This is a genomic window from Desulfobacteraceae bacterium (genome assembly GCA_022340425.1).
Lineage (GTDB): Bacteria > Desulfobacterota > Desulfobacteria > Desulfobacterales > JAABRJ01 > JAABRJ01.
In genome coordinates this window covers 1-12,179 of sequence record JAJDNY010000200.1, presented here as the reverse complement: position 1 = coordinate 12,179, position 12,179 = coordinate 1, and the positions used below count along the sequence as shown (strand labels likewise).

General features: G+C 62.3%; 10 protein-coding genes. 9 read left to right on the top strand and 1 reads right to left on the bottom strand.

All coding sequences use genetic code 11. The features are described from left to right. Positions 1-9: 9 nt before the first annotated feature. From LJE63_17410 to LJE63_17375, 8 genes are read left to right on the top strand one after another with little or no spacing between them, the layout of a single operon-like run. Complete coding sequence (locus LJE63_17410) at positions 10-1,086, top strand: N-acetylneuraminate synthase family protein (GenBank protein MCG6908386.1); 1,077 nt, start codon at positions 10-12, stop codon at positions 1,084-1,086. Then, the gene (locus tag LJE63_17405) at positions 1,083-1,895 is read left to right on the top strand and encodes an SDR family oxidoreductase (protein MCG6908385.1); all 813 of its coding nucleotides are present in this window, start codon (positions 1,083-1,085) and stop codon (positions 1,893-1,895) included. The genes LJE63_17410 and LJE63_17405 overlap by 4 nt, the downstream gene beginning before the upstream one ends. Before the next feature lie 23 nt (positions 1,896-1,918). Further along, entirely contained in the window at positions 1,919-3,391 is a 1,473-nt protein-coding gene (locus LJE63_17400; GenBank protein ID MCG6908384.1) for an aldehyde dehydrogenase family protein, read from the top strand. Positions 3,392-3,402: 11 nt separating this feature from the next. Further along, a complete protein-coding gene (locus LJE63_17395; protein ID MCG6908383.1) occupies positions 3,403-4,164 on the top strand; it encodes an acylneuraminate cytidylyltransferase family protein in 762 nt (253 codons plus the stop codon). Positions 4,165-4,178: 14 nt separating this feature from the next. Next, positions 4,179-6,107 carry a hypothetical protein gene (locus LJE63_17390; GenBank protein MCG6908382.1) on the top strand — a complete coding sequence of 643 codons (1,929 nt, stop codon included), beginning with the start codon at positions 4,179-4,181 and terminating at the stop codon, positions 6,105-6,107. 29 nt (positions 6,108-6,136) lie between these two features. Further along, positions 6,137-7,357, top strand: a complete 1,221-nt coding sequence (locus LJE63_17385) for a glycosyltransferase (GenBank protein MCG6908381.1) — start codon at positions 6,137-6,139, stop codon at positions 7,355-7,357. Positions 7,358-7,393: 36 nt separating this feature from the next. Further along, the gene (locus tag LJE63_17380) at positions 7,394-9,091 is read left to right on the top strand and encodes a capsule biosynthesis protein (GenBank protein MCG6908380.1); all 1,698 of its coding nucleotides are present in this window, start codon (positions 7,394-7,396) and stop codon (positions 9,089-9,091) included. A gap of 60 nt (positions 9,092-9,151) precedes the next feature. After that, entirely contained in the window at positions 9,152-10,132 is a 981-nt protein-coding gene (locus LJE63_17375) for a glycosyltransferase (GenBank protein ID MCG6908379.1), read from the top strand. Between the two features lie 206 nt (positions 10,133-10,338). Here LJE63_17375 and LJE63_17370 read toward each other — a convergent pair whose 3' ends face one another. Then, positions 10,339-11,718 (bottom strand): hypothetical protein, encoded by a 1,380-nt coding sequence (locus LJE63_17370; GenBank protein MCG6908378.1) that lies wholly within the window; start codon positions 11,716-11,718, stop codon positions 10,339-10,341. Positions 11,719-11,737: 19 nt separating this feature from the next. Here LJE63_17370 and LJE63_17365 point away from each other — a divergent pair. Then, the coding region (locus tag LJE63_17365; protein ID MCG6908377.1) for a sulfotransferase at positions 11,738-12,179 on the top strand (442 nt) is incomplete at its 3' end.

Sequence of the window (12,179 nt, the reverse complement as noted above, 5' to 3'; positions counted from 1 at the left end):
AAGATAGCGATGCGAGAGCTCACCATCGACGGCAAAACCATCCATGACAGCGGGGATTGCTACACCATTGCGGAGATCGGCCACAATCACCAGGGCAACCTGAAGACGGCCCGGGAGATGTTCAAGGTCGCCAAGGAATGCGGCGCGGACGCCGTCAAGCTGCAGAAGCGCGACAACCGCAAGCTGTTCACCGCGGCAGCCTACGACAAGCCCTACGACAACCCCAACAGCTACGGCGCCACCTACGGGGAGCACCGCGAGTTCCTGGAGTTCGGCTGGCATGAGTACATGGAGCTCAAGGCTTACGCCCAGGAGTTGGAGATCACCATGATTTCCACGGCCTTCGACTTCGCCAGCGCGGATTTCCTGGCCAAGATCGACATCCCGGCCTACAAGATCGCCTCCGGCGACCTCAAAAACATCCCCCTGCTGACCCACATCGCGCAATTCCAGAAGCCGATCATTCTCAGCACGGGCGGCGGCACGATGGAAGACGTTCGTCGGGCCTACGACGCCATCATGCCGATCAACCCCCAGCTCTGCATCCTGCAGTGCACCGCCGGCTACCCGGCGGCTTTCGAGGAGCTCAATCTGCAGGTCATCACCACTTTCCGGGAGCGCTTCCCGAACAACGTCATCGGGCTTTCATCCCACGACAACGGGATCGCCATGGCCTTGGCGGCCTACATGTTGGGCGCGCGGGTGGTGGAAAAGCACTTCACCCTCAACCACACCTGGAAGGGGACCGATCATGCCTTTTCGCTGGAGCCCATTGGCTTCCGCAAAATGGTGCGGGACTTGCGGCGGGTGCGGGTGGCGCTGGGCGACGGGGTCAAGCGCGTCTACCAGACCGAGGTCACCCCGATCGTCAAAATGGGGAAAAAACTGGTGGCGGCCCGCGACATGCCCAAAGGCCACGCCATCCAGATGGCGGACCTGGCGATCAAATGCCCCGGGGACGGTCTTCCGCCCTACGAGATCGACAAGGTAATCGGCCGCGTGACCCTCCAGCCCCTGGCGGTGGACGACGACATCACCTTCGAGGTCTTGAACGGTTCGCAGAAGCAGGCGGGAGCCGCGTCTTGAACGACCTTTTCAGTTTGGAAGATGAAGTGGCCGTGGTCACCGGCGCACTGGGCAAACTGGGACCGGTCTGGATCGGGGCCCTGTTGCAGGCCGGGGCGCGGGTCATGGGCATTGACCGCCCCGGCCAGCCTGCCGGGACGGCCGTTGCAGCCCTGAAGGAGCAGTACGGCGGGGGGCGCCTGCAGCTGGCGGCCGCGGATGTGCGCGAGCGCCAGTCGCTGGAGCAGGCCTTGGCCGAGTGCATCCGCGCCTTCGGGGTGCCGTCGGTCCTGGTCAACAATGCCGGCATCGACCAACCCCCCGGCCGGCAGAGCGGCGCCTGCCGCATGGAAGAGATCCCGCTGGCGGTCAACCGCGAGATTTTCGAGGTCAACACGCTCGGGCTTTTCCTGGTCTCCCAGGTCTTCGGAGGGGCCATGGTCAAGGCAGGCCGGGGGTCGATCGTCAACATCGGATCCCTTTACGCCAGCGTCTCGCCCGACAACCGCTTCTACGACCACATCGCCGGCGACCCGCCCTTTCTCAAGCCGCCGGCCTACGGCGCCTCCAAGGCCGCCGTGGTAAATCTCACCCGCTATCTGGCCACCCATTGGGCCTCCCACGGGGTGCGGGTCAACACCCTCTCCCCGGGCGGGGTGCTGGGCGGCCAGGATGAAGACTTCAAACGCAAGTTCTGCAGCCGGGTGCCGCTGGGCCGCATGGCCGAGGCCGGGGACCTGCGGGGGCCGCTGATTTTTCTGGCCTCCCGGGCATCGGCCTATGTGACCGGAATCAACCTCAACGTCGACGGGGGGTTCACCGCCTGGTAGGCGCAGCACCCCGGGGTGAAATCATGAACACGACTTCGTATCCCAGCCTGGTCAAAAACTGGATCGATGGCAGCGAAAGCAGCGCCACGGACGGCGGCCTGTTCGACAAGCGCTCCCCGGCCAGCGGGGAACTGCTCTGCCAGGCGGCGCGCTCGCGCGCCGCGGATGTTGCAAACGCCGTTGAGGCCGCCAAGCGGGCCTACCCGGCCTGGGCCGGGATGACCCCCGTTCAGCGGGGAGAAATCCTGATGGCCGTGGTGCGGGCCATGCAGCAGGAGCGCGAGGCGCTCGCCGCAATCGTGGCCGCCGAAACCGGCATGGCCCCCAACGCCGCTCTGGGCGAAACGGGCGGCGCCATCGCCCAGGGGGAATTCATGGCCGGTGAGGGCCGCCGGCTCTACGGGCGCACCACCACCAGCGCGGTACCCAACAAGTACGCCATGACGGTGCGCCAGCCCCTGGGGGTCGCCGGGCTGATCATCGCCGCCAACACCCCCATCGCCAACGTCGCCTGGAAGGTCTTTCCCGCCCTGATTTGCGGCAACACCGCTGTTCTCAAGGCGGCCGAGGACACGCCGGCAACGGCCTGGTTCTTCGGCAAACTGGCCCATGCGGCCGGCCTGCCCGCGGGGGTGCTCAACATCGTGCAGGGCTTGGGCGAGGAAGCCGGGGCGCCCCTGGTGGCCCACCCGGATGTGGCGGTGGTCAGCTTCACCGGCTCCACCGAAGTCGGCCGGCAGATCGCCGAGGTCGCCGGCCGCCGCCTGGCCAAGGTCTCGCTGGAGCTGGGCGGCAAGAACCCGCTGGTGGTCTGCGACGACGCCGACCTGGAGAGTGCCGCCCGCTGGGTTTTGCTCTCGGCTTTCAGCAATGCCGGGCAGCGCTGCGCGGCCGGCAGCCGGATCATCATTTTCGACGCGGTCTACGACGCTTTCCGCGACCTGCTGGTGACGCGCACCCAAGGCCTGCGGGTGGGCCCCGGCGACGAGGACGACCTGGGGCCGGTGATCAATGAGAGGCAACTTGCCGACATGCTGGCCGCCGTCGACCAGGCCCGCGCCGAAGGCGCCACCATCCTGACCGGCGGCCACCGCCTGAGCGGGCCGGCGCATGCCGGGGGGTGCTACATGGCCCCGACGCTGATCGAAAACGCCGACCCGCACGCCGCCATCTCCACCCGGGAGGTGTTCGGCCCGATCACCTGCCTCTACCGCGTAGGTAATTTCGCGGAAGCCCTGCGTCTGACCAACGACTCGCCCTACGGTCTGACGGCCTGCATCCACAGCCGCAGCGTCCACCGGGCCATCGAATTCGCCCAGAAGGTCCAGGCCGGGGTGGCGGTGGTCAACGCCGGCACTTACGGCAGCGAGCCCCACATGCCGTTCGGCGGCGTCAAGCAGTCCGGCAACGGGTCGCGGGAGCCGGGCACCGAGGCGCTGGATGTTTACTCGAATCTGAAGGACATCTATCTCTGCATCGACCCGCAGCGGGTCTGATCGGCCACACGATGAACGCATCCTCCCCGCCATCGATGGTCGCGCTGATTCCGGCCCGCGCCGGCTCCAAACGCGTCCCCGACAAGAACATCCGGCCGCTGGCCGGGCACCCGCTGATGGCCTACAGCATTGCGGCCGCCCGGCAGAGCGGGGTTTTCAGCGATGTGGTCGTCTCAACGGACGCCGACCACTATGCCGCCGTCGCCCGCCACTACGGTGCCGAGGCGCCGTTTCTACGGCCTCCCGAGATCGCCGGGGACCTCTCGCCGGACGTCGAATGGGTGGTCTTCACCCTCGAGCGGCTGGCCGCCGCCGGCCGGCGCTACGACTGTTTCAGCATCCTGCGCCCCACCAGCCCCTTCCGGCGGCCTGAAACGATCCGGCGGGCCTGGAGGGAATTTTTGGCCGAAACCGGGGTGGACTCCCTGCGGGCCGTTGAAAAGTGTAGCCAGCATCCCGGCAAGATGTGGGTCGTGCGCGGAAATCGGATGATGCCGCTGCTGCCATTGGGCCCGGAAAAGCAGCCCTGGCACAGCAGCCAGTATCCGTCGCTGCCGGAAGTCCACGTCCAGAATGCCAGTCTGGAGATTGCCTGGACACGAGTAGCCCTGGAAGGCGGCACCATCGCCGGGACCGTCCTGATGCCGTTTCTGACCCGCGATTACGAGGGCTTCGATGTCAACAAACCCTACGACTGGGATCTGGCTGAGCACCTGGTGCAAACCGGCCAGGCCCAGCTGCCCCCCGTGACGCAGCCACCCTACAGCCTTTAGGAGCCATCAACAAAATGCTGGAAATCAAACTCATCCCGGCCGCGGAGTTTCAGCGGATCCGGGCCGCTTCACTGGAAGCCGACGAGACCCTTCGCCTGATCGCCGACATGTGCCGCGCCAATGCGCTGGCCACCGTCAAACGGGCCGGTTCCGGGCACCTCGGCTCGAGCTTCAGCTCGCTGGACATCGTGACCCTGCTGTATTTCGCCGAAATGAACCTCACCCGGTTGGGCTTGGATCACCCGGACCGCGACATCTATTTCTCCTCCAAGGGGCACGACGTCCCCAGCCACTATGCGGTGCTTTACGCGCTGGGGCTGCTGGACGAGCAGCGTTTTATCAACCTGCGGCGCCTGGGCGGCACCCACGGCCACCCGGATCTCAGCATACCGGCGATCGAGGCCAACTCGGGCTCCCTGGGAATGGGGATCTCAAAGGCCAAGGGCATGGCCATCGCCAAGAAGCTCAAGGGGGCCGGGGGGCGGGTGTTCGTGATGACCGGCGACGGCGAACTACAGGAGGGCCAGATCTGGGAGTCCCTGCAAACCGTCGCCCACCAGAGCATAACCAATATCACCGTGATCGTGGACTGCAACAAGATCCAGACCGACAAGCCGGTGGCCGAGATCATCGACCTGGGCGGGCTGGAAGCCAAATTCGGGGCCTTCGGCTGGCATGTGGCGCGCTGCGACGGGCACGACTTCGGTGCCATGCGAGCGGCGCTCAGGCGCTTCAACCAGATTAACGACCAGCCCAAGGTGCTGATCGCCGACACCATCAAGGGCAGGGGCGTCTCTTTCATGGAGGGCCCGGCATCGCTGGAAGCCGGACGGGGGCTTTACCGCTGGCATTCCGGGGCGCCGGATGACGAGGCCTTCGCGGCCGGGTACGCGGAAATCATCGAGAGCATCAACGCCCGGCTGCAGGGCTTCGGGCTGGCCCCCCTGAAACTGCAGGTGATCGAGCAGCGGGAAACTAACCGCACGCGGCTGAAGGACACCGCCGAAAAAGTCGTCACGGCATTCGGCGAGGCCCTGCTTGAAATCGGCCGCGAGCGGCCGGATGTGGTCGTCCTCGACGCCGATCTTTCCGCCGACTGCGGCCTGCGCCCCTTTGAAGCCGCCTTCCCCGAGCGTTTTATCGAAAACGGGATCGCCGAGCAGGACATGGTCTCAACTGCCGGCGGGCTGGCGCTGCAAGGGTTTTTGCCGATCGTGAACTCCTTCGGGGTCTTTCTCGCCTCCCGAGCCAACGAGCAGATCTACAACAACGTCACCGAAAAGACCAAGATCATCTATGTCTGCCATTACGCCGGGTTGATTCCGGCCGGTCCCGGAAAGTCCCACCAAAGCCTGCGGGACATCTCCCTTTTCGGCGCCTTGCCGGGCTGCACCATCATCGAGCCCTGCAATGCGGCCGAAACAGCGGCGGCCCTGCACTGGTGCGTCCAGCAGGCGGCCGGGACCTGCATGCTGCGCCTGATCATCTCGCCCTCGCCGCGGCCGATTCGGCTGCCCGGCGATTACCGCTTCGCCCCTGGACAGGGAAGCGTGATCCGCGAGGGGTCCGATACCGTCCTCTTCGCCTACGGTCCGGTGATGCTGAACGAGGCTTTGAGCGCCGCGGAAATCCTTCAGGGCAAAGGAATTTCACTGAAGATCGTCAACCTGCCCTGGCTCAACCAGGTTGACGCGGCCTGGCTGCGGGCGGCCATCGGTGACTGCCAGATGCTCTTCACCCTGGACAACCACTCCCCATACGGCGGGATCGGCGATTGCCTGCTCAACGCCCTGATGGACTCAAACCCGCTGCGGGGCAGGCGTCTGGTCAAATTCGGCATCGAGGGCATGCCCGCCTGCGGCACCCCGCCAGAGGTCCTGGCCTACCACGGGGTGGACGGAAACAGTCTGGCGGAGCGTATTGCATCCGCCCTGCAAGGATAAACCAGGCATCCCCCTCGCGGTTTAAAAACATGACCGAAAGGCGAATTGCCTTACTCCTGGGATCTCTTTCCGGCGGCGGCGCCGAACGAATTGTTTTGGAACTCGCCAGCGCCTTGACGCAGCGGGAATATACGGTCGACCTGGTGGTCTGCCGGCTGGAAGGTGATCTGGTGTCCGAAATTCCAGGCGGCGTGCGGCCGGTGGTGTTGGGGGTTGCACCGCGAAGCACCTTGCTGCGGGCGCTGCTCAGGCTGCCGGCGCGCACCTGGCTGACCCTTTTGCCGCTCATGCTGCGCAAGCCGTTGAAAAAAATCAGGGCCCTCCCCTTGCTGGAACTTTACCTGCGGCGGGAGCGGCCCGATCTGGTTCTGGCCAGCACCCACGTTCCCAACCTGCTGGCCGTGTGGGCGGTCAGGCTCTCCGGCCTGCCGATCAGGACCGTTCTAAAACAGGACAACAGCCTTGCCCGCAGCCTCGCGGATTCGACCGACCCGCTGCGGCGCAAACTGCCGCGGCTGGTGCGCCTCTGGTACGGCCAGGCCGACGCCGTGGTGGCCGTGTCCGCAGGCGTGGCCGACGAGTTGGCCTCCCTGGGTAAGGTCCCGCGGGAGAAGGTCCAGGTGATCCACAACCCCATCGACACCGGCCGCATCGCCCGGCAGGCTGAAGCCCAGCCTGATCACCCGTGGTTTCAACCCGGGCAGCCGCCGGTAGTGCTCGCCGCCGGCCGGCTGCACCCGCAGAAGGACTATCCCACCCTGCTGCGGGCGTTTGCCTCGCTGAGAAAGGCGCGCAACCTGCGCCTGGTGATCCTGGGAGAGGGGCGTGAGCGGCCGAGCCTGGAGAAGCTTACCGAAGACCTGGGGATTGGCGCGGACGTCCGCCTGCTGGGGTTTCAGCCAAACCCCTTCGCCTTCATGGCCCGGGCGGCGGTGTTTGTCCTGTCTTCCGCATGGGAGGGGCTGGGCAACGTCCTGATCGAAGCCCTTGCCTGCGGGTGCCCGGTGGTGAGCACCGACTGCCCGCACGGGCCGTCGGAAATTCTGGAAAGGGGGCGCTGCGGCGCCCTGGTACCGGTGGGGGATCCCGAAAAGCTGGCCCGCGCCATCGGTGAGGCGCTTGACCGCCCGGCCGATGCGCGCGCAGGCCTGGAGCGGGCCAGGGCCTTCGATATTCAAAACATTGCGGACCAATATGTGCAGCTTCTCTCCTGCGGCCGCGAGGAGTGCCTCCGGCACTGCGCCCCTTGAGCCTTTTTTCACCAGGTAGAGACTGCCGGATTCAAGATGCCCAAGACCCTGACGGCCCAAAAGCTCTTAAAAAAGATCCGCAAGATCGCCTTCCCCAAAAAGGACAAGGAGGATTTCGGCCTGGCCTGGCAGGAGCTTCTCGACGCTCATCGGGACCCCTGGGAGCAAGCCCGGCGCACCGCGACGGACGGCCCCCGGATCCTGATCGCCACCAGCACCGGTGGGCACGGGATGGCCGCCCCGGTTGAAAGCCTGCTGGCCATGGCCCTGACCTTGCGGGGGGCCAACGTCTCGATTCTTCTGTGCGACGCTTTTCTGCCGGCCTGCTCCATGGCCACCCTGGGAGAAATCGCCAGTCTAAGGAAATTCATCCAGTCCGGCCTGTCCAATACAAAGTGCCCGAAATGCTTTAAAAAGGGCCGATCGATCTTCGGCCCGCTGGGACTTCCGATCCACTGGTACAGCCAACTGCTCTCTCCCGGGGCGCGCCAAAAGCTGGCTGCGCTGGCGGGCGCCACCCCGCTGGCGGCAATTCCCGATTTTCGCCTGGATGGCATTGCCGTCGGGGAACACGCCCTAGCCGGCGCATTGCGGTTCTTTGCCAAGGGCGATCTCGACGGCGAGGCCCATGCGGAGGCGGTTCTGCGCCGCTATTTCCTGGCGGCCCTGATCACGACCTTCGCCGTGCGCGAACTCCTTTCCCGGCAGCCTTTCGACTGTGCGGTTTTTCACCACGGCATCTATGTCCCAATGGGCCTGATCGGGGAGGTGGCGCGCCAAGAAGGTGTGCGCGTGGTCAACTGGATCCAGGCCTATCGAAAAAATTGCTTTATTTTCAGCCACGAGGACACCTATCACCACACGCTGATGACCGAGCCGGTTGATCGCTGGGAGGACATGCCCTGGAATGCCGCCATTGAAAACCACCTCTTGGACTACTTGAAGAGCCGCTGGCAGGGCACCGGAGACTGGATCCGGTTTCACGACAGACCGGATTTCGACCTCGAGGCGATCGAAGCCGAGGTCGGGGTCGATTTCGCCAAACCCTGCGTCGGGCTGCTCACCAACGTCATCTGGGACGCCCAGCTGCACTACCCGGCCAACGCCTTTGCCAACATGCTGGAATGGGTTTTGGAAACGATCCGCCATTTCGCCAAGCGGCGCGACCTGCAGCTCCTGATCCGCGTCCATCCCGCCGAAATCACGGGCTTTATCCCCTCCCGCCAGAAGGTCGTGGATGAAATCCGGCGCGCCTTCGCGAGCCTGCCGCCCAACGTGTTCGTCATTCCACCCGAGAGCCGGGTCAGCACCTATGCCGCCATGTCCCGCTGCGACTGCGTCATCATCTACGGTACCAAAACAGGGGTGGAGTTGACCAGCGTGGGCATCCCGGTGATCGTCGCCGGCGAGGCCTGGATCAGAAACAAGGGGATCACCCTGGATGCCGCTTCAAGGGAAACCTACTTCGACATGCTGGCCCAGCTTCCACTGGGCAGGCGACTGGATGCGGCAACCACAGAGCGTGCCCGGAAATATGCCTATCACTTTTTCTTCCGGCGCATGATTCCGCTGGCGTTTTTCGAACCGACCGGCAAGCAGCCGCCCTATCGACTTGCCGTCAGGCGCTTCGACGCCCTGAAACCCGGAAACTCCCGCGGCCTGGACACCATCTGCGACGGCATCCTGAAAGGCGATGATTTCATCTACCCCGCCGAGCGCGATCACAACGGTTAATGGCGGGATCATTTTTGAGATGGCAGGACACATACCCTTTCCCAACCACGAGGCCCGCCCATGACCGCTGCGATCTGCATCTGCACCTTCAACCGGCCGGAACTGCTGGCACGCGTTCTGGGGGTGCTGCGCAAGCTTCAGACCGGCACGCTGAAACCGGAGCAGATTTCGATAATCGTGGTGGACAACAACCCGGATGGCCGGGTGGCCGCCGTTTGCGACCGCTTGCGGGGCCAACTGCCCGTCAGGCTGGTTCTGATCGCGGAGAAGCGCCGCGGCATATCCTTTGCCCGCAACCGGGCCGTCGATGAGGCCCTGGGGGCGGGGTTTGATTTCGTCGCCTTCATCGACGACGACGACAGGCCGGAAACCGACTGGCTGGACAAACTGATGCAAAAGCAGTGGGAGACCCGGGCCGACATCGTCTGCGGGGCCATACCCGCCGTGGTGGATCCCCGGTGGCCGGACTGGCTGAAAAATTCCCCGCTTTTTGCTCCTTCCGGTGGAAAAAGTGAAACCAAATTCGGCATCCCCCAGGGAATCGGTTCGGGCAACGTCCTGATCGACAGCCGCCTGCTGGCCAGACTGAAAACTGCGGGACCGGTTTTTTCGCCGGAGTTCGCCTTGATCGGCGGCAGTGACACGGAATTCTACATTCGTGCGGAAAGAAGCGGGGCAAGAATTGTCAAAGCGGAAAAGGCGGTCGTCCACCGCCATCACCATGGCCCCCGGATCACCTTCAGGGGGCTTGTGGTTTACGCCCTGCACAGGGGCAACTATTCCGCGCATATCCTCAGGGTTCACGGGACACCGCAGCAAATGAGGGGACGGCTTCTGAAAGCCGTTAAAAAACTGTCACTGGGCGTGATCCAGCTTCCCGCCTGCGCCCTTTCAAAAACCGCCCTGGCGGCCAAACTGTTCCAGATCGGTATCGAGGTCGGCTTCTTTTATGGTTTAATGGGTGGAAATATTCTGGAGTTTTCGCACCACGGCAAGCGCCATAATTTAATTTTGCAACGTAAGGGTCGCGGTAATAAATAATCCCGCAAGATGGCGCCGGATTTTGGTTCGTCTACAAGGCACATCCGTCGACGCATATCGAGATATTTGTCGGTGGATGTAACGCCGGTGACAGGCAAAAAGACAAGCAAGATGTGGAATTATTTTTGGCCGGGGCCCTTAAATACGCCCGCTCGATTTCAAAAAGATCATTTTCGGTTGAAGTAGTCCCCCCCCAAATAACGGGCTCAACGCAACACTGCCCTTCGGCAATCCTCACCCCGAGCGGTCGCCTGAATGGCCTTGGCCGTCAATTCGAAAGCCGGCTTGTCAAGCCCCCGGGGGCGGATGAAGTTGTTCACGAATCGTCCTCTCTGGCCGGCCTTGGCATCTTCGCCTTTGATAATGTTGGCGACGATTTCGGCGGCTTCCGAAAAACCGCGGGCCACTTCGAGGAAATCGGCGTCGCGCAGGTGCTGAAAATGGGCGAGCCCTGTCTGCTTGTTGGCATAGCGTTCGGTCATGATGGTGATGCAGGGGCGGTCAACGATCGCCGTTTCGAGAAAGGCGCTGGTGTTCAAACCGATTGCCGCCACAACGTGATAAATCGTGTTGTAATAATCCTGCTTGGCTTGGGGAACGTCCACAAACTCACCTTTTTTGGGCCAGATGGTGATATTCTCGGCGGCCACCTCATCCCAGATACCGGCATTCAGCGGGTGCGGCCGGACAAGGAGCTGAACCGGTCGCGTTTTCGGCTGCCCGCATAGGATCCGGGCAAATTCCAGAACAAATGGCACCTCGTCCCGCCCAATGTAGGGGGATGAGCAAAGGTAGAGCAAGATCGGCCTGTCGGGGTCCACGCCGATATGGCTGCAAAAGGATGCGCGATCCATGGAGGGGCGCATTTCGAACCAGAAATCAAACGGCAATGCCCCGGTGCTGACAATTTTTGTTCGCGGAACGTCGTGCAATCTGACGGCCTCCTCGGCCAACGCCTCATTCCACACAAGCGTCATGTCCGGCATAATGTGAAAAGTTCCCTTGGTGGTCAGGTTGTCCCAGCTCAGCACCGCAACAAGGGTAGGGATTTTCAGGTATTTGGCCGCTTTTACGTATTCGAGTTCCTCTGAGACGGAGAATATAAAAGGTGAGGCCACGACGATATTCGGGGCATGCAGCCGCAGCCAGTTGAGGATACCGCGATCCGGTGGAATGAAACGCTCAACTTTTTTGAGCGATTTTTGGAGAAAATCACTCCCCAGCAGTCTCCGGCCACACGCATTTTTCATCACTTTGCGCGTCAAATTCCAGACCGGAGCGATCACAGTGAACCCGTATCGCTTTGCCAATTGGGGGTTTGGATGCCGGGGGTTGAGATAGCCGATGCAATTGATCAGCTCTCTCACGTTGGCGAGCCGCACGAAAGACTTTCGCAGCAGAAGCCTGCCCACTTTGAGGCCGTTCAGATCTTCGGCACAAACCTTCAGGCCGCGGTCGATCCCCGATAGTTCTTTTTTGCTGCCATAAAGAACGGTCACCTGATGACCTGCAGCACAAAGGTGGCGAATCACCGCATCAAAAGAGCGAAAAGCCCCGGCATGGTGCAAAACGAATAATATTTTCATATTCTATTGGGTTTTTAGTATGTCAAACGCACAAAACGCAAATAATTTCGACATTATCCTTAACCGGCTTATTCTTGCCGGTGGCCCTCCCCGAAGCGGAACAACCCTTTTAGCAAAAATCCTTAACAGCCATTCCAATATCGTAACCAGCATCGACAATGGCAACTGGGAAACGCGCGCCCTGTATTATTACCGTGAGGAATCCGGACTAGTTCGGCAACTCCGTGAAGGAGACGCTTCACCTGAAAACATCCGCCAATATTTGGAGGATCGATTTATTGAAAACGACCAGGTTATTGGGGTCGCATTTTCACCAAAGGTTTCATTAAGCCCGGTAATGCCGTCAATACAGACATCACCGGAGAAGGTCTCTTTGCATTCAAAGATTGAAAACAAAAAGAATAAAAGTCTTGTAAAAAGGATCCGAAAAGGCTTGAAGCGTTTTTTAAAAAAGCAAAACC

Bases quoted from the DNA above. Each gene is read 5' to 3' on its own strand.
- LJE63_17410 (MCG6908386.1), top strand. From the start codon at position 10: ATGCGAGAGCTCACCATCGACGGCAAAACCATCCATGACAGCGGGGAT.
- LJE63_17400 (MCG6908384.1), top strand. From the start codon at position 1,919: ATGAACACGACTTCGTATCCCAGCCTGGTCAAAAACTGGATCGATGGC.
- LJE63_17395 (MCG6908383.1), top strand. From the start codon at position 3,403: ATGAACGCATCCTCCCCGCCATCGATGGTCGCGCTGATTCCGGCCCGC.
- LJE63_17390 (MCG6908382.1), top strand. From the start codon at position 4,179: ATGCTGGAAATCAAACTCATCCCGGCCGCGGAGTTTCAGCGGATCCGG.
- LJE63_17385 (MCG6908381.1), top strand. From the start codon at position 6,137: ATGACCGAAAGGCGAATTGCCTTACTCCTGGGATCTCTTTCCGGCGGC.
- LJE63_17380 (MCG6908380.1), top strand. From the start codon at position 7,394: ATGCCCAAGACCCTGACGGCCCAAAAGCTCTTAAAAAAGATCCGCAAG.
- LJE63_17375 (MCG6908379.1), top strand. From the start codon at position 9,152: ATGACCGCTGCGATCTGCATCTGCACCTTCAACCGGCCGGAACTGCTG.
- LJE63_17370 (MCG6908378.1), bottom strand. From the start codon at position 11,718: ATGAAAATATTATTCGTTTTGCACCATGCCGGGGCTTTTCGCTCTTTT.